Raw genomic sequence first — 23,972 nt, forward strand, 5'->3', positions numbered from 1 at the left:
TTAATATTTGTTTAAATGAATTTACTTTGGCAAATACCTCTTTACCTCACAGCTGGAATAATTTTCTATCGATTCCTGCGCTACATTACTACACCTCTCGCCAGAAAACTCGGAATTTATAAATACTATAATGACGTATTCTTTACCGTTCCCGGTAGTATGGATAGGGTAGAGGTGCATCTGGGTACTGCGTGGGATTTCTTTAAGATGAAGAAAGTAAACCCGAAGATATTTCTTTATTATACTGCAGAGGGGTTTTACAAACTATGCGAAGCAATAGAAAGGGGCGAAGTGAAAAACGATCGTGTATATGTCTCTACCATATGCTTTTTTACCGACTCTTCACTGACCAAATTCGGTTTCCGTACACGTAAGCTTTACATCCGGGAAATGATAATTTTCAGCCTGAATTATTTCGAACAATGTCTTTTGCAGAGTCTTTCAAGGGGAAGGATTTCCGTTGTGGATCTCCGTATCGTTAGAAAACTAACCCTGACCACCGAAGATCTCATTGCTAATAAGGACAACTTCAAACTTTATGCAGATATGTTAAAACCGCAGTACACCACCGGCACTCTCGCCGCTTAATTATCCTGCGTGTTCTTTCGCCGCCTTTACGAATTCCCTGAATATAGGATGCGGTTCAATTACCCTGGATTTTAGCTCCGGATGGAACTGGCTCGCAATGAAGAACGGGTGAACGCTTTTCGGCAGTTCTATCATCTCCACTAATGATTCGTCCGGCGATAACCCCGAAAATATCAAACCGTGTTCTCCCAGCGTGTGTCGGAACATGTTATTTACTTCGTAACGATGTCTGTGCCTCTCGTTTACGAACTCTTTCTTATAGCATTTGTATGCAAGTGTCTTTTTATCTATTATACAAGGATATGCTCCCAGCCTCATTGAACCGCCCTTCACCTTTACTGTCTTCTGGTATTCCATTATATCGATTACATTGTTCTTTGATTCCTTAAATTCCGTCGAATTTGCATTCTTCAGCCCCGCTACGTTCCTGGCGAATTCTATCACCGCGCACTGCAGTCCCAGACATATTCCCATAAATGGTATCTTGTTCTCACGTGCATACTGTATCGCCCTTATCTTTCCTTCCGTACCTCTTGCGCCAAATCCCGGGCATACCAGCAGTCCGCTTAGTCCCCGCATCATTGATTTTAGCTTCGACGGACTCTTTTCTATTTCGTCCGCATCCAGCCATTCCAGGTCCACGTGTACTTCATTATAAGCTCCCGCGTGAATGAACGATTCCAGGATACTCTTGTATGCGTCCGGTACCTGGTTGTATTTTCCGCATATTCCTATCTTAACGTTTTTCTTCGGGTGCATTATCTTATTGAGTACCTTCGTCCACCGTGAGAGGTTTGGTGGTCCTGTCTTTAGATTTAGTTTCTTGAGCACCACTTCGTCGAACTTCTCTTTTTTTAAGTTCAATGGCACTTCATATATTGATTTTGCGTCCAGCGCCTGGAATACCGAATCCTTCTCTATATTACAAAATAATGCTATCTTTTCCCGAAGATCCTTGGTCAGAGCCATTTCGCTTCGGCAAAGCAGTATATCTGGCTGTATTCCTATCTCCAGCATTGTCTTCACCGAGTGCTGTGTCGGTTTTGTCTTTAGCTCGCCTGCTGACCGGATAAACGGAACAAGCGTCAGGTGTATCGAAATTGCATTATTCCTTCCGACATCCTGCATCATTTGTCGTATCGCCTCCAAAAACGGCAACGACTCGATATCACCAACCGTACCCCCGATCTCAGAGATTATCACATCGTAGTCTCCGCTTTTCTCGAGAAGTCGTATCCTTCTCTTTATCTCATCTGTAATGTGTGGGATCACCTGTACTGTTGCTCCTAAATAGTCACCCCTGCGCTCTTTTTCTATAACCTTTGCGTATATCTGTCCTGTTGTCATATTGTTTGCTTTCGACATATTCTCGTCGAGGAATCTCTCATAATGCCCGAGGTCCAGGTCGGTCTCAGCTCCGTCATCAGTTACGAATACCTCGCCGTGCTGAAATGGCGACATAGTGCCCGGGTCAACATTAATATACGGGTCCAACTTTTGTATCGTAACCCTGAGTCCTCTGGATTTCAATAGTAAGCCGAGTGAAGCGGATGCTATTCCTTTTCCGAGCGATGATACCACACCGCCTGTGATGAAGATGTATTTTGGCTGTTTTTTCAATTCTACAAAATTTTATATTTTTAAATTACTTTTGCGAATAAATTGGCGTTGAACACCCTGTCGCCTTTTTTAAAAGATTTTTTAAGAAGCCCTTCATGCTCGAATCCGTGTCTTAGTAATAGTTTCTCTGAAGCAGTATTGCCTTCATGTGTGTGCGCGTACAGTCTGACTAAACCCAGGTCTTCAAAAGCCAGCTTCATTAATTGCTTCATTGCGTCACTCATATATCCCTTACCCCAATAAGGTTCACCCAGCCAGTAACCTATCTCTGCTTTGTGATCATCTAATCCCGGCAAAGCCCTTCCCTTCACATTCATACCTATCCCGCCTATGTGAACTCCGTCGAGTTCTATAGCGTAGCCGTAATCTTTCCCGTCTTCCATTTCACGTGTTATTTCTATCCATTCCTTCGCGTCCTTCTCTGTGTATGGATGCGGCACGTTCATTAGCCAGTCACTTACATTCTCATTATTCAATAGTTCAAGTAATGATGGAATATGCTTTTCACTGTATTTTACAAGTTCTACTTTCATCCTTTGACTAATTTCCTCGCCCTCGCCAGATCCGCCTTCGTATCTATTCCTATCGAATCCTTCTTCGTTATTGTTACCCTAATTTTCTCACCCATACTTAGTACCCTCAATTGCTCGAGTTTCTCTACCTTCTCTAATTCGGACTGCTTTGTCTTTGCAAATTTCTTTAAAAAATCCTTTCTGTACGCATACAGCCCTATGTGTTTGTAATACTTGTTCTTTTTCACATCCGGCTTTTCGGAAAATGGTATCACACCCCTCGAAAAATAAATCGCATTTTCCTTAGCATCCAGTATCACCTTCACCGCATGCGGATCCCTCAGCTCTTGTAACTCTTTTATCATAACTGCTAATGTCGCTACATTCAACCTCTTTCTCTTAACTAATGGTTGTACTACTCTGTCTATATCAGCCGGATCGATAAACGGCTCATCACCTTGAATATTCACTACGATATCACAATTTATTCCTTTAACCGCCTCCACTATCCTATCTGTGCCTGACTTGTGCTTCTTTGATGTCATCACTGCCTCTCCGCCGAATCCAAACACCGCATTGTAGATTCTTTTGTCATCCGTTGCTACCAGTACCTGGGTTAGTAATTTCGATTTAAGCGTCTGCTCGTAAACCCTTCTTATGAGGCTCTTCCCGCCGATATCGGCAAGCGGTTTCCCCGGCAAGCGTGTCGATTCATATCGCGCCGGTATTACTCCTATTATCCTCACTTATTGATCACTTTAGGAACTTTCACATACTTTCCGGTTTTCTCCGGGGCATTCTTTAATGCCTCTTCTGTGCTGAGCCATACTTCGACCTTGTCCTCTCGGAAGATATTCTTGGTGTCATTTATATTTTCCATTGGCTCTACGTCGTCCAGTTTCAGCTCATCCAGCTCATCTATAAATTCGAGCACCTTATTGAGCTCCTTCTGCATCTTTTCTTTGCCAGCGTCATCGAATTTCAGCTTTGCCAGTTCGGCAATTTTTTCCACATCTTCTTTACTTACTGCCATAATCTTTATGTTTGAGTTACTAAATTCTTTTCTATTTTACTTCTTATTTCCTCAAGTAAATTCGGATCCTTCCTATAAGGTATCGGCCTGTCTATTGTTACAGTGACATGCCCTGATCTTAACTTGAATTTACCCCTTGGTACTATCTTATATGTGCCGTCTATCGTTACGGGTACTATGTCCACCTTGGCTTCATCAGCCAGCACGAACATTCCCCGCTTAAACTCACCCAGACTCCCATCCGTGCTCCTCGTACCCTCCGGAAAGATCACCACCGAAATTCCGTTCTTGATCTTCTTAGCTGCCTTCTTTAATGATGTTATCGCCGTCCTTACATTCTCACGGTCTATCGGTATATATCCCGACAAATACATTCCCCAGCCGAATATCGGTATCTTTGACAATTGCTTCTTGTAAACAAACCTTATCGTGTTCGGGATCGCCTTCATCAACACCGGGATATCCACGTAGCTTTGATGGTTTGTTACGAATATGTATGATGCTTTTTTATCCAGTAATTCGTGCCCGTGCACGGTTAGCTTCACGCCGAGTATAAAGAGTATTACGTAAGAGAATAGTTTCGGGAGGGGGCGGTGAAGCGTCCCGCCGCTTGTGTCGAACGGGCTGAGTATGATTGCCAGAATTGCTATAAATAATGCATGAATGGCAATTAATATCGCCCTGATATAGGTTAGCACTGGTTAATATAAGGGATGCGAAATAAATTATAAAGTTAGAATGAGATACAGCCGCCTTTATTAAGGGTATAAGGGTTAATATTTTCTTTTTTGAAGCTAAATTGATCCCTATGCATATTTACCTCATTTAAAGACTTGACTTAAGTTTGTTTTTTCAATAAAATATTTACATTAAACTACCATACAATGACTCGTTTATTAAAACATCTTACATTTTTATTTCTTCTCCAGCTTATTCATTGTAATCTTTTCGCGCAGAGAGGGTACGATGGAATATTTGAAAACCATTTCTTTGGTTATTATCCGAGTGCCAGGATGGAGGCAATGGGCAGAGGATTTGTTTCTGTAGAGGGAGATCCGAATTCCTATTTTGTCAATCCTGCCGCGCTTGGAACGTTGCAGGGTCTGAGCCTCACCGGCGGTATTGCAAATAACTATCACGGTGCTGAGGATCCCCAAAATAAATTCTTAAGCGCTTCGTATAATTTTAAAAAGATTGGGACTATTGGTGTAAGCAGGGATTACTCTGACCTTGGTAGTATAAACTTCCATTACTCACCTTCCGGCAGAATACAATACACACCCTATTATGAGACCTATCGCTTATCTTACGCGCGGGAGCTGTTTAAAGATTTTTGGGGCGGGTTTAATTTGGGATTATTCCACTACAATGAGAACGGTGGTAAGTTAGAGGAGTATGGGATTCCTGATATAAATGATAATGTCTTTATGCTGGATATTGGCTTATTAAAAAAAATAGTAATGGTAAAAGGTGATTATGATATGGATGTCGATCTGGCATTTAGTGTTTTCAACTTAAATCAGGGTAGTCTGGAATTTAATCCCTACGACATCGAATCGGAGTTGCCGGTCATCTCTCGGTTAGGAGCTTCTTATGATCTGAGGCTAAATATCCCCGGCTCACCTTGGAATACGACCTTTTTAAAGATATTATACACGCTGGAGTATCAGGAGGTTTTAAATGCCACATTCTATGATGGAATTAAAACCGGCTTGGAACTTACTTTGTTTGAGATTTTTAGTTTGAGAGGTGGATTCTATGCTTTGAATAATGAGAGAGTGAGTAGTATCGAGGGGTGGAGATATGGTAATATAAATGAATTTACATTTGGATTGGGTGTGATTGTGCCGTTCAAAACCATCGGTGTAACAAAGATTCCTTTCACTGTAAAATTCGATGCCGCTATCATGCCACAGCCGGCTTATATTACGCAAAGACCTACTGTAGCTGAAGAGAATTACAAAAATATTAATATCTTCAATCTTATCGCAAATATTCAGTTCTAAATATTCATTCACTGATTCCCTTCCTTTCCCATCAATTTTACTGGACTTAACATTACGGCATGTCCACTCGTATGTTTTAGAGAAGAATAGTTTGAAAAATGGACGTATATGGACTATTTTAAATTAGAAACTAACCATTATTTATTGATGAAAAGATTTATAATACTTTTCGTGCTTCTTATAGGAGTACTTCTCAGAACCTCCACTGCATTTTCACAATACCAGCTTCAGCGGGTTTTCTCGGCGAATACTTTTAATAATCCGCTGGAAATGGTCGATCCGCAGGACGGAACCGACAGGATATTTGTTGTATGTCAGAGGGGACAGATATGGGTAATGAATACCCTTAATCCGTCCGAACCGGGAAAACTCTTCCTTGATGTTTCTGATCTCGTGCCTCAAAGCGGGTTTGAACCCGGACTCCTTGGGCTTGCATTTCACCCGGACTATGAGAATAACAGATACTTTTATATCTACTATTCGGTCACAAGTCCTACACGGTCAGTGATCGCGAGATATGAGACAAGTCCTACAAATCCTGATTCGGCTTTAAAAAGCAGTGAGTTCAGAATACTAATTGATACAATGGCTACAGCTTCTCACTTCGGCGGCAAAATTGCATTTGGTCAGGACAGTTTATTATATATTAGTTTTGGAATGGGTGCGGGGCAGGGAGATCCCCCCAATAATGCGCAAAACCTTACTCTTCTTCGTGGAAAGATTCTTCGCATCGATATAGATTCCACCGATGGCGGATTAAATTATAAAATACCCCCCGACAACCCCTTCGTTGACAGCACGTCAGGTGAAAGGAAAGAGATATTCGCGTGGGGTTTTAGGAATGTGTGGAAATTCTGCTTCGATAATGACGGCAAACTCATTGCCGCTGACGTCGGGCAGAATACATACGAGGAAATAGACATTGTAAATAAAGGAAAGAATTATGGATGGAGAATAATGGAGGGTACTAATTGTTATAATCCAACTCCGTGCGACACGACAGGTCTGACATTGCCAATATTCCAATACCCGAGGAGTGAGGGTATATCAATTTCGGGCGGGTACCAGAGTACCTCGCCGGCATATCCGGGCATAAACGGCAGGTATGTTTACGGTGATTATGGGTCGGGAAAAATTTGGGCTTTGAATTATGGAACTGTTCCGGCTGTCACCGAGATGCTGATGGATAGTCCTTACAGTATATCATCCTTTGGGAAAGACAGGGACGGCAATATATATGTTTGTGATATAACGGGCGATAGGATTTACAAGCTGATAGATAATACCGTCGGTATTCATGCCATAGGCAGTTTGAATAACGGATATTCTCTAGAACAGAATTATCCAAACCCGTTCAATCCGGCTACTAAAATAAAATACTCTATCGCGCGTTCACAGAATGTAAAGCTGAGGGTCTATGACAATACCGGCAGAGAAGTCGCCGTATTGGTGGACAGGTTTCAGATCTCGGGAAGCTATGAGGTGGTCTGGAATGCGAGCAATTACCCATCCGGCGTATATTACTACACTCTTTCCGCCGGTGATTTCGAAAAAACAGGGAAACTTATCTTACTTAAATAATGTAAAACTTCGTCAGTCGGATTGCAGTTATCTTGGCAGTCTGACTGACAATCCTCCTCCTATGAAAAAATTAGGACTATCTACCGTTAAACCTGTTCCGCCGGAAATATCCACCATTAGATTTTTCATCAGCAGGTAAGAAAAACCTCCATCGACGAAAAGTGATGTTTGTTGTTCAAAATTCCCATACAGCTCGATGAATCCGTTGATTCTTTTCGTAAGATCCATTGCGAGCGATACCGTGTAAATACCGGCTGTCTCCCTGTGATCCATATCAAAAAACGCCCCGAGATTGAACCCGATCGAAAGGTTATCCTGGAGCTGTTTTGATAGAGCTAGTCTGATTTCGGGAGTTGGGTTTTTATTTTGGAATTCCTCGCTTGCCGCTCCGGGAAGATCGACATGAAATAGAAATGCCATGGCGGGCATATCCTCGGCTTCGTCAACAATTTTGATCTTTGTTCCCAGGACTAGAGGAATGAGTCCTTGTGTTGTTTTACTCTGGTCTCCTTGAAAAGTATAGGAATATTTGTCGGTTACAGACTGAAATTCAGGCGTGATCCTCAGTTCCATGTTCGGGAAAACTCCTATTCTCAGCATCCCGGGAATATTAAAAGTATTACGTGTATGCTCGTAGTTTACACTGCTATACGAATATCTTTCATAGGTTATTCCGGTTTCTATCTGCACATACCCCGGGGTTAGGATATCCGGTGACTCTGTCTGGTCCGGTCTGTCCGGACTGATGACACCCGGGTTATTAGTCTGAGCAAAAATGGAGATATGTAATAACAATATTAAACTGATTGATAAAATTAGTTTTCTCATTTCTTGTTTGCTTTGGTTAATATTTATCTTGGTAGTCTAACCGACAATCCTCCTCCAATAAAGAAATCCGATACATCGTCGGAATACTGAGTTCCGGCAGAAAGATCCACTTGCAGATTATTTAATATCCTGTAGGTTAGACCGCCGTCAATAAAATGATTTGGTTCATATCCCTCTGAAAAATATCCGTATAACTCTATGAATCCGCCAAGCTGCTTATATATTTCACCGGAGAAGGACATTGTATATAATCCCGATGTACTGTTGCTATATGTTCCATATTCAGCACCAAGATTTACGCCAAGAGAAAATCTTTCTGATAGTGTTTTTGATAAAGCAACACGGAATTCAGCTGTGGACAATTCATCCTGGAAATCATTGCTGGCAATTTCAGGTATGCTTGCTTTGAATAAAAAAGCTGTAGCTGGTATGTATTTATCCTCGTCAGTAATTTTAATCTTGGTACCTAGCCTTAGAGGAATAAATCCGGAAACTTCGTTTCTATAATCAAAAACCGGGTTCTGAAAAGAGATTGTGCTTTTTATAGATTGGTATTCAGGCTCAATTCTTAGCTCGGCGCTCGGGAAAATACCTATTCGTATTAATGTACCTACCTCATTAACACTGAAGGTAAATTTTATAAAATCGTCTGGAATGTATTTTATATGTGTGTATGTATATCCTCCCTCTATTTGCACAAATCCCGGCTGTAATATATCCGGCGATTCCGTCTGGTCTGGTCTATCCGGCAAGATGTCACCCGGGTTATTAGCCTGAGCAAAAAGGGAGATCTGCGCTAACAATAATACACTAATTGATAATATTAATCCTCTCATTCCTGGTAAGTTGATTTTGTGATAGTCCCGTAAATTTTGATAAGTTAGCCATTAAAGTCAAGTTAACTTGCCTTACCCCGGATAGATTCGGTTATAACAGCGTAATTACAGCCCATTATAATACATATGTAAAGTTATACTTTAAACATTTTAAAATTTCGTTTTATAAAATTAACACTCCGGAAACATCATCTGTTTATGTTTGAAGTGAATGAAGATGATTTGTACGTTTACATGCAGGTTTTTAAGGTGTGCCATTTTCTCACTAACAGTTATTGAATGACAACCTTAATCAGGTACCTAAAAGGAAATAAAAGACTACCGGGCAAGTATGAAACCCTTCTTGCATTCACACCGATTACCGTTTTTTTAGCCCCTATCATTGTTGCCTTCTTCGACGAAAAACTTTTTGAACTCCCGCGACTGATACTGATACCGATATGTATATTGTATTCGCTCTTGTTTATAACGGGACTGCACGTCTTGATAAGACAGCTTTTTACGGCTCCCTTCTCGATTGTAGATTTTTTGATGAGCCGTTTCGAGAAGGGGAGGGAGCGGCTCAAAAGCTTTAAAAGAAAAAGAGAAAAAGTAAAGTTCGATAGTTCGAGGCGTAGGTTCATTTCCGCCTCAGCCGCCGCCGTTTCAGGGTATGTGTTCGTCAGTGCCGGTGCCGGGGTTGTAGGAAAGGACGATTACGAGATCGTCCGAAAGACCATCACTATTAAAAACCTTCCCGAAAACTTAAAAGGTACCACGATATCTCTAGTCAGCGACATTCACAGCGGTCCTTATATGAAGCTTGATACGATGCGTGACTATTGCAGTGTGATAAACTCACTCAAATCCGACATTATACTCATACCTGGTGATATGACTAGCTCCGAAAAAGTAGAGATTGCGCCCTTCGTAAATGCTTTCCGTGACCTTCGAGCCGAACATGGTGTTTATGCCACCCTCGGAAATCATGACTACCTATCACAGCCCGATTACATTGCCGATGCTATATCCGCAGACACTCCCATCCGCATGCTAAGAAACGATGCACTTGTTATTAATAAAAACGGTGAAAAATTCTGTCTCCTCGGTATGGAAGATACCAAAGAAAGCATGGTGGAGGACTGGGATGTTCTTAACGGCTACCTTGATAAAACGATTGATAAGGCTCGATATCATTTTGACTCCTATAGCACGATGCCAAAGGTCCTCCTCTGCCATAAGCCTTACTTCTTCCGCGACATGTCCCAAAAGGGAATTGACCTGATTCTCAGCGGACATACCCACGGCGGACAGGTAGTTCTCGCCAAATTCGGCAGCCTGAATATCTCAATGGCATCCACTGTAAGCGAGTACGTTAGCGGGTTGTACTCCGCTAACGGATCACAAATGTACGTTTCGCGAGGGATCGGGTCATCCAGCATCCCGCTCCGCCTAAATTGCCCTCCCGAGATCACACAAATAACTCTCGTATAAATTTCTATGTAAATCTATTAACATGGATTGAAGATTTCCTTTCCGGTAATTTTACCCCGGAAACGAACTTCAAATTTACATTGTTATAGATTCAATATGTGGAGACTCCTATTCATAGTTGTTTTTGCGGTAATAATCGGGCTGGAATTACTGGTTCTGTTCACCTTTAGAAAATTCCTCAAAAAAAGGAACATTCCTTCTAAATGGGTCAATCTCATCTCGTATGGACCCTACATTTTATTCATATTACCGTTTATATTCATTCTTGTCACGGGTGCCCGGCTTGCCGACCTCCCGGATTGGCTCTATAATTCCTACGTACTTCCTTTTTACACTTTCACAGCCGCTAACTTCTTCGTCGGCGTTTATCTTCTCCTGGGAAAGATAATCAAACTCCCGTTCCAGCTCGGATCGTTCATCATCTCACGCTTCGACAAAGGGAAAAAATGGCTCGCCGGTCTGAAAGAAAAGAGATCCGTCCAAAGGTTCGACTCATCACGCAGAAAGTTCGTCACGGCTTCCGCCGCTGCTGTTACCGGGTATGCTTTCATTGGTGCCGGCATCGCAGTCTCCGGAAAGGATGACTACGAAATAACGAACAGAGAAATAACTATCTCCAATCTCCCTCCCGCGCTTAAGGGTACTACCATCACACTCATCTGTGATCTTCACAGTGGTCCCTATATGCCGGAGTCGATTATGCACCATTACGCCGACATCGTTAATGATATTGGATCCGATATTATTCTTATTCCCGGCGACCTCACTAATTCATACACATCCGAAGCCGCCCCGTTCGCGAAAGCCTTCCGCGACGTTAAAGCTAAACACGGCATTTTCGCCACTCTCGGAAATCACGACTACTTCTCCGACCCCAATTACATCGCGGACGTTGTAAAAAATGAAACACCCATCCGCCTCATGAGAAACGAATCCTTCGAGCTCGATATCAATGGCGAAAAGCTCTCGCTTATTGGAGTTGAAGATACACGAAGGAGTAACGCCGACTACGACCCCGAGTTGATCGGCAATCTCAATACATCCATCACTCACGCAGAGAAGAACATCCCCGGCTTTTCTACCCAGCCCAAGATAATGTTGCACCATAAACCTTACTTCATCAAAAACATTGCCGAAAAGAATGTTGATCTTGTGGTGAGCGGACACACTCATGGTGGACAGATCGTCCTCGCCAAATTTGGTAAAACGAACATCTCTCTTGCTTCGACTATCAGTCCTTATCTCAGTGGATTGTATAAAGAAGGTAACTCACAAATGTATGTATCGCGCGGTGTTGGTGTTGTCGGCTTGCCGCTAAGGCTCAACTGCCCGCCTGAAATAACAAAAATAACTCTCGTCTAATTATACGACAGCTGGAAGGGTACCTTTATTGCCACCACTATATTCCTGCCCATGTTGTTCGCGTTATATGTCTTTCCGTCTATCGTCGTATGTATATACTTTATCCTCGACATAAAATCCACATACACCTTGTTCAGCATGTTCGTACAGCTTATCGATATATTGATCAATTGCTTCTCGAAACGCAGGTCGCACCCGAAGTAAGCATTGAGCAGTGTATATCCCGGTACTGATACCTCGTTCTCACCGAGCCTTGTTTTTTTCAATGCCGAGTAGGTAGATAATTCGAAATACGGGTTGTAAAAGAATTTCCAGTTCTCCAGCTCGACATGCGCCCCAAGCGTGATCTTGTCAGCCGGTATCAATGGCAGATATTCTCCGTCCTCCCGCTTTGCGTGAACCGTGGAATAAGTTGCCCTTATGCCCAGCCAGTCGAAGGGCTTTACATCCAGGTCCGCTTCCAGTCCCCTCAGCGTTGCATCCGATTGATAATACTGGAATACCGGATAGCCCTGTATCGTATCCGTTGTCTGACCGAGGTAAATATAATTGTTTATCCTGTTATTGTAACCCGCGATATCGAATGAAACATACTTGCTTTCCAGCACCAGCCCCAGGTCGCCCTCATAGCTCTGCTCGCTTTCGAAATTCGGATTTCCTATCTCATACTGGAATGTTCCCTCATGCAGCCCGTTCGATGTTAGTTCAGCCAGATTGGGTGCTCTGAAACCCGTCGAAAAATTCGTCTTGGCGAGAAAGTGCTTGTTGAACCAGTACAATACGCCCGCTGACCCGTTCACTGAATTGAATGTCCGCTCGAGAGCAGGGAAGTAACCGATGGAATCCGGCACTCCGTACTCTTCCGTCGTCAAATGGTATCTGTCGAACCTCGCTCCTCCCTCGAAGCCCAGCTTATCCTTTTTGTAATTCAATATGCTTGTCAGTGAAAGCGAAGAAACGTCTGCATTTGGTATCAATCTCCTCTCACCGGAGTTCTGATTCTGCTGGTAAAAATCCTGTGAGCCGACGACTAAATTCGTGAATCTGTTTATATCATATCCCCAGCTTCCGTCGAATGAATTTGTTCTCAATATCATATCCAGGTTTCCTAGTTGCAGGCTGTCCGGCAGGAATCGCTCGTCATTTCCTTCTATTTCCTGTCTCCTGTTATATGTATATCCGAGGTTGACCTTGTATTTTGATTTTCCCGTTATGAATGTATTCTGCAAGACGATATTGTGAACGTTCAGGTTGTGATGGGGTCCGTTAAAGCTCCTGTCAAAACGCGTCTCGTTTTTAATAAGCTCTTTTGCGAACTCCTTTTCCTCCAGTACCCCGTACGTGTACCTCGTGTAATCATAATTAAGATTTCCTACCCAGATACCCTGGTGTGAACCGAATGCGCCCTTTATCGTGTATCCTCCGAATCTCGTCTCCGGTATCCTGTCCTCGTTCCCGTCCAGGTAATCCGCATGTGTCTCTCCTCCAAACCTTACCAGCCAGTTAAAATCCTTCTCTGCTCCTTTTAATCCGACGTCTGCGAGTATCCCAAGAGTATTTGTGAAAAATTTTGTGTTAAGGTCCGCCATGTTTGTTCCTACCGGTGCGGGTTTCTCATGCGTGATATTTACGACACCGCCTATTGCCTCCGGTCCGTATAGCAGACTTCGCGGTCCCTTGATCACCTCTATATTATCTATTCCGTCACTGCTCATCACCAGCCCATGTTCGTCCTGCCACTGCTGGTTGTCAAATCTTATTCCATTTACCATAATACCTATCCTGTTGCCGTACAATCCCCTTATCACGGGTTTGGATATTCCCGACCCTGTCGAAAGTTGCCAAACCCCCGGTATCTTTGTAATTGCTTCGGAGACGTTCATTGTGCCGTCCCTCTGCAGGTCCTTAAATGTTATCTTGTCGGATTGGTATGGTTTGTCTATGCGTGTTTCTGTAACTATGATCTCATCCGTTGTAAGCTCAGCCGATATTAGTTTTACGTCTAATGGCTCTTTTACCTGTTTGGTATCTATTTTAAGGCTGAAATTCTTATAACCCACCAATGAAAACTGGAATCCCAGATAGCCGTCCGGTAAACCCGTAACATCGAATTCACCTTTGTAATTGGTAAAATAGGATTTTTGGACGTCCTCGATGAATATCAAAACATTGGAAAGTTTCTCGCCGGTCTCTGCGTCGCTTACTGTTCCGGTTATTTTGTTTTGAGCGGTGGATATCCCGCTTAAAAATAAAATGAATATTAATATGTAGCCTGAAGTTCTCAAATTTTCCGATTCTTAAAATATTCACCTTCCTTTCCCTAGGAGAAGGAAAGGAAGGTGGTTTGAAAGGAGTTAATTATTTTTTCTTAGTTTTAGGAGCTCCAAAATAGAATGATACACCTAAATAACCGTTGAACGAACTGATAGTCCTCGCAGGAAAATCAATTCCATCTTCTGTATGTTCCTGGTCGCCAAGGTCTATTTCATTCTCACCGATCTCTTCTTCGTCATCTGCGCCTTTTCCTATCGGGTTAATTAAGCTGTACTTGATACCGCCGTTGATACCAAATTGCGGACTGAGTCTATAATCCAGACCTGCATCCAGGTAAAAACCGATTCTGGTTTCAGCTTTCATGTCCATCGGTCCGTTCCTTTGCTCGCCTTTTACGAATACTGACTGGCCGAATGTGAATGTACCGCTGAAAAAGTTAGCCGCAAGACCTGCGCCAACATATGGATTCAGCTGTTGGTTTGGCTGGAATGCCCACTCACCTCCAAGTGAGATGGATAGTATGTTTACTTGTGGCTTAAAGTTTGTTGTTACGAGCGTTCCGTTTGAATCTGCTTTGAATATAGCGTCTGTATTGTTGCTGAACATGTTGTAACCAATTCCAAATACTACTCTTCCGTTACCGGTCTTTCCAAATGCAAGCTTTCCGTCTGCGCCAAAGGTTAATAATTGCTTTGTATAATATGGAAAATAATCTGCATCTGCTCTCGTGTTTGTTGGAACTTCAGTTGCAAAGTCACCTAATGGTACACCGTATCCGCCGTATGCGTTAAGTGTTATCTTTGGCTGAGCGTATGAAATTCCGCTCCCAATAAATAATGATACTATAAGTAAAACTAAAACGTTGATCTTTTTCATTATGATTTTTTTAAAATTAATGTTTCTGCGTACAGACCTGCGTGCATATGCATATATACAATACGCCCGCTGAGCTATACGTATCTATATAATGGTTCTGTTTTGTACGAACCAAAATTAAAACATGATTTAAACGTTAGGAAGTGTTACTTATGAAAGGGGAGGTCCTCTTTCGGGATGTACTTCTGGAGTTGTGTTTTGAACGAATATATCGGTATTTGGAATTACTATCGTTGCAAATATAGGTATATCATGGTTAATTAGATCGGCATGGTTTGTTCCTGCGTCATCGAGATTTTCCAGGCACGCTGTAAAGAATCCTGTCTCATCCTTATCCTTTGACATTTCGCTCGATAGATCTGCCGCTATCAAAAGCAATGTAAACGATCCGAGTAAAAGAATGAGCTTTGCCTGGAAGTCCATTTCCTTTAGGAAAGGATGGCTGAGAATTCTTTCGATTATTCTATTTCGTTGCTTGGATATCACTCTCATCCTTATAGATATGACGCAAATTAATGTAATTTATACCCTAAAACAAGTGAGTATAAATTTATACAGGTTCAAAAACTCTGTTTTTACTATTACTTAATTAACAGCATCTTTTTCGTTTGGCTGAAATCCTCGGTAATTAGCCTGTAAAAATATACCCCGCTGTTCAGATTCTTTGCCTCAAAATTATATTCAAAACTGCCGGCATTGAGTGTTTTGTCAACTAAAACACTGACTTCGCGTCCCAGCATGTCATATATGACTAACTTTACATTACCCGCCTTAGGCAGACTAAAGTTAATGTTAGTCGAAGGATTAAATGGATTGGGGTAATTTTGCCCCAGCTCATATTCTTCAGGGATACCTGTGGAGATTTGCTGAATGCCAACGTTCCATCCCTGTCCTCCTCCGTTTGTCGTTTTCAATATAATGCCTTCGTTGCCTACCACCCATCCTGTCTGATCGTTGACGAACTGGATCGTTCTCAGGTCGGTTGATGTTCCCGAAGCGAGGGAGTCCCACGTTGTTCCTCCGTCTGTCGTTCTCATTATGTATCCCGCATCTGCTGACATCCATCCGGTGTTCTCGTTAATAAAGTTTGCCGAGTAAATTGTGAAGCCCGGTGTTAGGTATTGCTCCGGTGTCCACGAGTTACCCGCGTCCGTCGTCTTAAAATACATTCCACAGCATCCGAGTGCCCATCCTGTATTATAGTTCAGGAAGTAGATTGAAAAGAATGGATTTTGCATACCTACCGTAATGGAATCCCATGTATTTCCCCCGTCTCCGGACTTATATATATATGAAAGATCGGCTGTCGCGTAGATATCGTTAGCATTCATTATATACAATGAGTATAGTGTCGGAAAGTTGCCGGGAGGTAAAACATTGCTCCAGTTATCCCCGCCGTTCGTCGTCCTTATGAATGTCCTGCCAAATCCAACGGCAAATCCCGTATTCTGATCGTAAAATTGTATGTCATTAAAATGGTAAGTGATACCGGAAGGTTTTGGGGTCCATGTATTTCCTCCGTCTGTTGTTTTCAATAGCTCGCCAAACTGTCCGCAGATCCATCCGTTATTTTCGTCCGTAAATGTTATTGCAACATGAGAACCCGGTACGGGGGTGTTTGTCCAGTTGTCCCCGCCGTTCGTCGTTTTTAGTACAAGATTGTTCGCGCATGCCCACCCCGTATTCTCATCATGAAAATATGCCGCGTTTATAAAAGTGCTCGTTCCCGATGACTGAACCATCCATTGCGCAAAGCCCGCGTTTAATGTGAAAAGCCCTATGATCAAACTGTATACAATTGTTCTCATATTTTCATATTATTTTATTAAAACCATTTTTTTTGTTTCAACAAACTCATCTGTGACCAGCCTGTAAAAATATACTCCGCTTGCCAGTGCGCTTCCGTCAAAGTCTACCGAATACACTCCTGCCTGGATAAATGCGTTCACGAATGACCTGATTTCTCTACCCGCAATATCGTACACTTTGAGTGATGCGTACGTCCTCGCCGGTATTGAAAATGTTATCTTTGTCGCCGGGTTAAATGGATTCGGATAGTTCTGGCTGAGTGTAAATCCGTCCGGTACACTGCCTGATATTGGCTCCACGCTGACTATTCCTTCCAGCTGGACCGTATCGGTCGACCATTGTCCCGAATTATTCGGCGAGAATGCCGTCGACGTCGCCGGCGCTGTCGCCAGCCCGTTTCCACCCTTGTTGAATACCTCGAACGGATACGTAAGACCACCATCAACGGAGATCAGCACCTTAAGGCTGTCCCTGTACGTATTGCTGTATGGCGCGTACGCGTAATTAAATGTCATCTGGTTGGAATCCCGCAATCCGTAGTATATTACCGATTTTAGTGTATCCCGTCTGTATGCGTTTGTCGTATCGTAATCATAAAACGGCATCTGCATCGAGTGCGTCCCCGTAAATGTTGGCCCGTTGGCGCCTGTGTACCGCCTCCACGTAAATAGCGCGTCCGGGTTTATTATCGTCCATCCCGGTGTCGGATAGTACCCCTCGAATAACTGCACAAAATACTTGTACTGCGGATCTGTCACGCTCGGACTTTCCTTAATGTTAAACGGCATCCCCGTCGTCACCGTAAATCCATTCACGCTGTAAGGTATCTTCGCGTCGAACGGTATCATGTCCCGCCCGGTGAAGTTCCTTCGCACGCTTTGCAGTGGGTTCGGCATGAAGTGACCGCCCTTCGCGCTGTTGAGTACTTCTTTCGTGTCCTCGTTCTCTATAAAGACTGCCGTGAACATCTGCGACGCGTCCCAGCCCGGCTGTACGGTATATGTGTATGTGAACGACTGCATTCCCGGTGATGTAGTGATCGGTACTCCGTGTATTCCCGGTAATGCCTTCCTGAATACATCATAAAATGTAGAGTCGTACCAGTTTGTGGGTATCGTATCGTACTGTACCACCCTTTGCATCGCGTTCACCTTTAGCCGGTAATTCCCCGGGGGGAGAGCCGATACTATATTCATGTCTATCTTCGACGTCACCGTGTTTCCCGAAAGCGAATCTGTCACGCTCACCGACACGGGTGAGCCTATTGCGCGTCTGTATTGGTACGGCGCATTGAGCAGTGAATCCGTATTATACGGCAGTGCTATTAGTGTATTCCCGTCTGCGTATGCCAGAGGTACGAGCGACGCGTTAAAATAATTTACCAGTGAATCCACTTGCACCTTACTGCTCAGATACATCGAATCGTTCTGCGAGGGAATTCCCCACGGGTACTTGATCGCTGTTATCGTGCTGAAATTCGTATTAATGAAATTATTCATCCCGACGTTGTTTACCGCGCATCCGGAACTCGTAGCGCTCGTAAACTCCTGGAATAAAACGTTCCTCTGCACACCCTCCTGGAAAAGCGTGTACTGGTATATCGAGTCATTATATCGGAGTGTATCACCCAGTACTCGCAGGTACGCGAACATGTCCAGCCCCGTACCCGGGGGCACCACGATAGAATCGAACTGCACCACTGTATCGTACCCTGCCGATATTGATCCTATTTCCGTTGAATCGAAATATGAAAGTGCCGTAATTCTTAAAAAGGCGTACTGTGTATCGACCGATGCCTGCGATCCTATATTCGTAATGTGAAACCTCGGATAAATAGTCATGGCGGATGGACCCGGTGTATAATATGTTCCCGGAGGTATGCTGTCCACTCCCGTTATTGCCAGGTCGACCGTGCTTGGTCTCGATCCCAGCGTGAGATTATCTATATAAAGATTGTTTCCGTGATCGTTATATGTTACGAATGCCACAACCACCTGGTCATAGTCTAGTCCTGCCTCTCCCGTCTTATTTAACTGTGTGAAGGAATACACTAATGCTATCATAAACAGCAGGGGAATTATCAATACCTGTCTTTTCTTCATGCAGTCTTCTTTGCTTGTGTTAGATGTTCAGCGCTTCTAAAATAGAACCTGTAAAAAAATACTTCCATTACCGTTAGTAATATCAATGAAACCGTGTCTTTAGGAGCAAGTATCCCGTAGCCCCCGTTACCCGGTGTGAAAAATCCCGTCATCTTCAAAAGTCCGTACAGGAATAATCCCGGCGGATTTGGAATCGAGTATCCGCTTGCTGGAATAACAAGTCCCACAATGAGGTCTGATATCGTCCAGCCTACCGCGAATAACACTATTATGAACGTAACATTGAGCAGTGCCTGCAGTATCCCGTCTGTCTGGTAAGACCTTGCAAAAGCGTAAACCGCGAATATAGTATGCCCGAAAAATATCGTTACGTCTATCATCTATGATTGATTAAAAGGCTTCCTTCGAAAAAAACATTTCCCTGAACGTCTTGAAGATTATCTTTATGTCGAATGCAAGTGACCAGTTCTCTATGTAATAAATATCGTAATCTATCCTTGTTTGCATTGATGTGTTATCACCGCGAAGCCCGTTCACCTGTGCCCATCCTGTTACACCGCATTTCACCCTGTGCCTTTCGAGATAATTCTTTATCGAGTCCTTCATCTGGTTAATGAAAAATTCTCTCTCAGGACGTGGTCCTACTATACTCATATCGCCCTTCAAAACGTTTATGAACTGGGGCAGTTCGTCCAGGCTGTATTTCCTGAGGAATAACCCTATCGGCGAATACCTGTCGTCGTTTTCTTTTGCCATCTGCGGTCCGGATTTCTCCGCGTCTGTTCTCATAGAGCGGAATTTCAGCATCATAAACTTTGTCCCGTCGAGCCCGACCCTTTCCTGCCTGTAAAATACCGGCCCCGGTGATGTGATTTTTACAAGGAGGGTTAGCAGAAGCATTATAGGAGATATTATCAGTAGTATGAATCCCGATACAAGTATGTCGAATGACCGCTTGAGGAACCTGTTCCAAATGTTCATCGGTAGTGACTTGAGCTTCAGGAAGGGGATTCCGTCCACCTCTTCCATTCTCAGCTTGCTTGTGATAGTCTCGATGAAATCAGGCGCGAGCATAAATTCTATGTTTATTCCCTCACACTTCTGCATCAGGTCGTATATGTCATCGTGATCGCTCGATGGCAGTGCGAATAGTATCTTTTCAAGTTGCAATGATTTTATCTTTTTAGGTATGTCCTCATACGTCCCCAGGTATCTCTTTCCTTCGAGCTGGTTATCGGTTACGTCTGCTTTATGGAAGTAACCCACCACGTTAAAGCCGGCGAACTTGTCACGCGTGAATTTGTCATATATCTTTAGCGCCATCTCGCTCGTTCCTACCACGGCAATGTTCTTTACACCGATGTTCTTATTGTAAAGCGTCTTCTCGATCTTCAGCATAAAATACCGTCCTATCATCGAAAATAATATCGTGAAGAACCACAGCAGTATAAATACAAGTCTCGAATAAGGGAAGTCTCTGTAAAAGAACACAATTCCCATTGAGAGGAGTATTCCGATTGTTACACACTTTGTCACCAGGAATAGCTCATCGAATACGAAAACATTCCTGTTGAGCCTGTACATTTTGAATGACTGGAACACCATGAACCAGACCGGAAGTGTGATTACCGCAATAAATAGATACCCGCTGAATGGGGGAATCCCCTTTGTGACCTCGAAGTAATTTCCAATTGAAGTGTGAAATCGTATCTCATATGCCAGGTAATAAGAGAGCAGTATTGCCGAAAAATCCGACAGTACCGTCATCAATGGCACAAAAAACTCTATTTTGCTGGAGTTAGTCCGCATTGTAGAGCAAAATATCTGTTTTATGAATATATATAAAGGAAAAAGGGTAGGATAGTAGCTTAAAAATGGTTAAAATTTGAACTCTTTTATTAAATTTTTAAATAAATTCTCGAAAACAAGGTGATAACTTTCCGCCTTGTAGTCCAACTGCTCTTTAGCGTCCAGAAGTTCTAATCCTATTATCTTTCCCTCTTTAGAAAAGTCAATTACCAGGCTATTTCCTAACTCGATAGATTTATCCACTTTTTCGCCTTCCTTAAAATAGATATAACCTACATTATGCTCTTCATCCAATGTGATCTTCATTTGTAAAATTTTGGGTTAATAGAACTTAGGAATTACAGTTATCACAATATATGTATCATCTTCCTTTTTAACAATAACCTTAAGCAATACATTTGGGTAAAAAGTTCCATTATGAACATTATTATACGGAACAGAGAACTCAAATTCTTCACGTTCATCTTTTGTAGTTTGAGAGACTCCATTTTCAATAGCGTCTTTCACTTGTTCGTCGGTGATATTTCCCCGTTCTTCCATTCGGGCTTTGGCGTGATTTGAAAATATTACCTTCAAAGTTACGTTTTATGGGTTTAAACTAAATTTAATTTATTCTTACAAACATCAAAGTCTAATCCTTACCCCACTCCCGACAGCTTTATCGATTCTCTGTACTTATCCAGAAAATTTTTCTTTATCAATTCATTTTCCGGCTTTCGCAGTTGCGGGTCGTTTTTCACTATCTCAAATGCAATATCCCTCGCGTTTTCCAGCTCCTTCTTATCCTGCTCCAGGTCGGTACAGGAAAAGGAAAGTACACCCGATTGCCTTACCCCGAAAAATTCTCCCGGTCCTCTCAATTTCAGGTCTGCATCGGCTATTTTAAATCCGTCCGTCGTCCCGCGTATCACTTCCATCCTCTTCTCGGAAATATCATCGAGGTTCTTTCCTATCAAAATACAATACGACTGCTCGGAACCTCTCCCCACTCTTCCTCTTAACTGGTGTAATTGCGACAGCCCGAACCTCTGTGCTTCTTCTATTACCATTATCGTCGCGTTTGGCACGTCTATACCGACCTCTATCACCGTCGTGGAAACAAGTATGTCTATCTTCCCGTCTTTGAAATCGTTCATTACGCTGTCCTTCTCGAATGAGAACTTCCTTCCGTGTATCATGCCGACGTTCAGATCCGGGAATATTTTTTCTTTAAGCAGTTTGTAATTTTCTTCCGCCGATTTAAGGTCCAGCTTAGCCGATTCTTCTATGAGCGGGTAAACTACGTACACCTGCCGTCCGTCCTGTATTTCTTTCCTCATGAACTCGAATACCTTGTCCTTGTCTTTATCCTCTCTGTATTTTGTAATTATCTCCTTCCTTCCTTTCGGCATTTCATCGATAACCGACACGTCCAGGTCACCGTAAAATGTCAGCGAAAGCGTTCTCGGTATCGGTGTGGCAGTCATTATCAATACGTCGGGGTTCAGTCCCTTTTCTTTCAGCTTTGCTCTCTGCATCACTCCGAACTTGTGCTGCTCGTCTATTACAGCAAGCCCGAGCCGGTTGTATTCCACCTTTTCCTGTATCAGCGCGTGCGTCCCAACAATTATATTCGTGTCACCGCTCTTTATCCCGTATAGTATCTTGTCCCTTAATTGCTTCTTCTGCCCTCCGACGAGCAGACTCGTCTTTACTCCGAGCGCTTCGGTAAGCTTTGAAATGTTGATGTAGTGCTGTTCTGCCAGCAGTTCCGTCGGGCACATAAAAGCGCACTGATAGCCGTTCTCTATTGCCAGCATCATTGCCGCTACCGCGACGACCGTCTTTCCGCTTCCCACATCTCCCTGTAAAAGCCTGTTCATTATATGCTCCGACTTCATATCGGAATATATCTCGCCTATGACCTTCTTTTGTGCGTTTGTCAGCTCGAATGGCAGGGAAGCGGTGAATTTCTCCGCCAGCCCCGATCCGTCGCTATCCGTGAACGATATTCCCTTCTTCTCATTTTTGAAATTGTATCTTCGTATCGCCATCAATATCTCCAAATAAAACAGCTCCTCGAAAGCAAGTCTCTTCCTGGATGTCTCCTTGTCCGATTCTTTTTTGGGGAAGTTTATTCTGAATACCGCGTCGCGTCGTGACGGATACGAATACCTATCGAGTATTTCCGCCGGAAGCGTCTCCTCGATTCCTTTTGAGCTCTTTGCAAGTACGTGAAACGCGTTGAAAACGATCTTGGAGAGCAATAACGGTTTTATCCAGGTCTTTTTCAGTACGCCGGATAGTTCATACACAGGCACAAAAGAGTATTTCAAAAAATCCGCGTCCGTGTCGTCCTTCACGTCCAGTTTTAGATGATCCCTGTAAGTGAAGTTCGCCTTAAACGCTCCCGAGCTCCATCCCTGGTCTATCTTTCCCCATACTAGCAGAGTATCCATCGGCTTAAATTGCTTCAGCCTGTAATCCGCCGCCCCAAACACCGCCAGCTTCACCGTTCCCGTACCGTCGTTGATGCTCACCTTTACCGGGTGGTGTCTCCTTGCTGGATAGCCAACGTCTATTACTTTTCCATAGACTACTGCGTTCTTGTCTATGTTTCTTCCGATATCGGAAATGTTTATTCGCTCGAGATATGTGCGCGGTATGAAATTGAGGAAGTCCTCTATGGAGTGAATACCTATTTCACTGAATGCATCTGCCCGTTTAGGTCCTATTCCTTTTAAATATTTTAGATCCATCGGTTATTTAAAAGACGAAAAACGTATTATAAAATCAAGGTCATCCGTTATTGCTCTACACTGAACTTGGTCGGGTCCTTCGGATCGTATATCACCCTGATAATATCACCCACTCTCGGAATAGTTACTCGCGACACCGTTACATCCGCTGTCTTTGTAAAAGTACCTGAGCTGTCCGGGTTTATTTCCATCGTTAGCCTCACGACCGGGTCATCGTTTATTGTAATGCCGGTATCCGCTATACCGGTTATCTTTGCGTTCGCTCTCGTTCCGTATTTCATGAACTCATCTGCTTCAGCCCGGAGCTTCTTTTTCTTTATGCGGTCTATTATCGTAATTACTATGAACGGGGCTACATTTAAAAATATAGCCAGTCCGATAAACAATGGAATGTTTTTATACAGCCCCAGTCCTTCGGCGCTGTACATCAAAATGAAATTCACTGCGATAAGATACACCATCAATAAAACGAACATAAATATAAAACCGCGGATGAAGTCCTTCAGCATATATTTGGGTTTGATT

The 23,972-nt window shown here is 43.1% G+C and carries 23 protein-coding genes; 5 read left to right on the forward strand and 18 right to left on the reverse strand.

What is annotated here, in order from left to right:
* The first annotated feature begins 15 nt into the window (after window positions 1-15).
* Window positions 16-588, forward strand: a complete 573-nt coding sequence (locus H6614_10405; GenBank protein MCB9244077.1) for a hypothetical protein — start codon at window positions 16-18, stop codon at window positions 586-588.
* On the opposite strand, the gene H6614_10410 is transcribed toward H6614_10405, so the two are convergent.
* Genes H6614_10410 through H6614_10430 form a run of 5 tightly spaced genes read right to left on the reverse strand, consistent with a single transcriptional unit; the run spans window position 589 to window position 4,451 of the window.
* Entirely contained in the window at window positions 589-2,208 is a 1,620-nt protein-coding gene (locus H6614_10410; protein MCB9244078.1) for a CTP synthase, read from the reverse strand.
* Window positions 2,209-2,228: 20 nt separating this feature from the next.
* Window positions 2,229-2,741 (reverse strand): GNAT family N-acetyltransferase, encoded by a 513-nt coding sequence (locus H6614_10415; protein ID MCB9244079.1) that lies wholly within the window; start codon window positions 2,739-2,741, stop codon window positions 2,229-2,231.
* Window positions 2,738-3,466 carry a 3-deoxy-manno-octulosonate cytidylyltransferase gene (kdsB, locus tag H6614_10420; protein ID MCB9244080.1) on the reverse strand — a complete coding sequence of 243 codons (729 nt, stop codon included), beginning with the start codon at window positions 3,464-3,466 and terminating at the stop codon, window positions 2,738-2,740. Before kdsB ends, H6614_10415 begins: the two co-directional genes overlap by 4 nt.
* Window positions 3,463-3,753 carry an Asp-tRNA(Asn)/Glu-tRNA(Gln) amidotransferase subunit GatC gene (gatC, locus tag H6614_10425; protein ID MCB9244081.1) on the reverse strand — a complete coding sequence of 97 codons (291 nt, stop codon included), beginning with the start codon at window positions 3,751-3,753 and terminating at the stop codon, window positions 3,463-3,465. Before gatC ends, kdsB begins: the two co-directional genes overlap by 4 nt.
* Before the next feature lie 5 nt (window positions 3,754-3,758).
* A complete protein-coding gene (locus H6614_10430; GenBank protein MCB9244082.1) occupies window positions 3,759-4,451 on the reverse strand; it encodes a 1-acyl-sn-glycerol-3-phosphate acyltransferase in 693 nt (230 codons plus the stop codon).
* A 186-nt stretch (window positions 4,452-4,637) separates the two neighbouring features.
* On the opposite strand from H6614_10430, the gene H6614_10435 reads away from it, so the two are divergent.
* Entirely contained in the window at window positions 4,638-5,759 is a 1,122-nt protein-coding gene (locus H6614_10435; protein MCB9244083.1) for a hypothetical protein, read from the forward strand.
* Window positions 5,760-5,906: 147 nt separating this feature from the next.
* Window positions 5,907-7,340 (forward strand): PQQ-dependent sugar dehydrogenase, encoded by a 1,434-nt coding sequence (locus H6614_10440; GenBank protein MCB9244084.1) that lies wholly within the window; start codon window positions 5,907-5,909, stop codon window positions 7,338-7,340.
* Between the two features lie 27 nt (window positions 7,341-7,367).
* Here H6614_10440 and H6614_10445 read toward each other — a convergent pair whose 3' ends face one another.
* Window positions 7,368-8,168 carry a transporter gene (locus H6614_10445; GenBank protein ID MCB9244085.1) on the reverse strand — a complete coding sequence of 267 codons (801 nt, stop codon included), beginning with the start codon at window positions 8,166-8,168 and terminating at the stop codon, window positions 7,368-7,370.
* Window positions 8,169-8,191: 23 nt separating this feature from the next.
* The gene (locus H6614_10450; GenBank protein ID MCB9244086.1) at window positions 8,192-9,004 is read right to left on the reverse strand and encodes a transporter; all 813 of its coding nucleotides are present in this window, start codon (window positions 9,002-9,004) and stop codon (window positions 8,192-8,194) included.
* A gap of 279 nt (window positions 9,005-9,283) precedes the next feature.
* Here H6614_10450 and H6614_10455 point away from each other — a divergent pair, with 279 nt between their 5' ends.
* Window positions 9,284-10,477, forward strand: coding sequence for a metallophosphoesterase (locus H6614_10455; GenBank protein ID MCB9244087.1), 1,194 nt, complete (start codon window positions 9,284-9,286; stop codon window positions 10,475-10,477).
* Between the two features lie 96 nt (window positions 10,478-10,573).
* Window positions 10,574-11,839 (forward strand): metallophosphoesterase, encoded by a 1,266-nt coding sequence (locus H6614_10460; GenBank protein ID MCB9244088.1) that lies wholly within the window; start codon window positions 10,574-10,576, stop codon window positions 11,837-11,839.
* Here the strand turns inward: H6614_10460 and H6614_10465 are convergent.
* From H6614_10465 to H6614_10515, 11 genes are all read right to left on the reverse strand, one after another.
* Complete coding sequence (locus H6614_10465; GenBank protein MCB9244089.1) at window positions 11,836-14,124, reverse strand: TonB-dependent receptor; 2,289 nt, start codon at window positions 14,122-14,124, stop codon at window positions 11,836-11,838. The two genes, H6614_10460 and H6614_10465, sit on opposite strands and share 4 nt — an antisense overlap.
* Before the next feature lie 73 nt (window positions 14,125-14,197).
* Window positions 14,198-14,989, reverse strand: a complete 792-nt coding sequence (locus H6614_10470) for an outer membrane beta-barrel protein (protein ID MCB9244090.1) — start codon at window positions 14,987-14,989, stop codon at window positions 14,198-14,200.
* A gap of 150 nt (window positions 14,990-15,139) precedes the next feature.
* Window positions 15,140-15,475, reverse strand: coding sequence for a hypothetical protein (locus H6614_10475; protein ID MCB9244091.1), 336 nt, complete (start codon window positions 15,473-15,475; stop codon window positions 15,140-15,142).
* 95 nt (window positions 15,476-15,570) lie between these two features.
* On the reverse strand, window positions 15,571-16,797 hold the full coding sequence (locus H6614_10480) for a T9SS type A sorting domain-containing protein (GenBank protein MCB9244092.1): 1,227 nt from the start codon (window positions 16,795-16,797) through the stop codon (window positions 15,571-15,573).
* Between the two features lie 9 nt (window positions 16,798-16,806).
* Complete coding sequence (locus tag H6614_10485) at window positions 16,807-18,900, reverse strand: T9SS type A sorting domain-containing protein (GenBank protein ID MCB9244093.1); 2,094 nt, start codon at window positions 18,898-18,900, stop codon at window positions 16,807-16,809.
* Window positions 18,897-19,280, reverse strand: coding sequence for a hypothetical protein (locus H6614_10490; GenBank protein ID MCB9244094.1), 384 nt, complete (start codon window positions 19,278-19,280; stop codon window positions 18,897-18,899). The genes H6614_10485 and H6614_10490 overlap by 4 nt, the downstream gene beginning before the upstream one ends.
* Window positions 19,281-19,290: 10 nt before the next feature.
* Window positions 19,291-20,709, reverse strand: coding sequence for an undecaprenyl-phosphate glucose phosphotransferase (locus H6614_10495; GenBank protein MCB9244095.1), 1,419 nt, complete (start codon window positions 20,707-20,709; stop codon window positions 19,291-19,293).
* Between the two features lie 69 nt (window positions 20,710-20,778).
* Window positions 20,779-21,015 (reverse strand): DUF2283 domain-containing protein, encoded by a 237-nt coding sequence (locus tag H6614_10500; GenBank protein ID MCB9244096.1) that lies wholly within the window; start codon window positions 21,013-21,015, stop codon window positions 20,779-20,781.
* 15 nt (window positions 21,016-21,030) lie between these two features.
* A complete protein-coding gene (locus tag H6614_10505) occupies window positions 21,031-21,249 on the reverse strand; it encodes a DUF4258 domain-containing protein (protein MCB9244097.1) in 219 nt (72 codons plus the stop codon).
* Window positions 21,250-21,347: 98 nt separating this feature from the next.
* Window positions 21,348-23,447: an ATP-dependent DNA helicase RecG gene (recG, locus tag H6614_10510; GenBank protein MCB9244098.1), complete on the reverse strand. Its 2,100-nt coding sequence runs from the start codon at window positions 23,445-23,447 to the stop codon at window positions 21,348-21,350.
* A gap of 47 nt (window positions 23,448-23,494) precedes the next feature.
* Complete coding sequence (locus H6614_10515; protein ID MCB9244099.1) at window positions 23,495-23,956, reverse strand: hypothetical protein; 462 nt, start codon at window positions 23,954-23,956, stop codon at window positions 23,495-23,497.
* Window positions 23,957-23,972: the final 16 nt, after the last annotated feature.

Source organism: Ignavibacteriales bacterium, from assembly GCA_020635255.1.
In the GTDB taxonomy this organism is placed as follows: domain Bacteria; phylum Bacteroidota; class Ignavibacteria; order Tepidaquicellales; family Tepidaquicellaceae; genus JAEYVS01.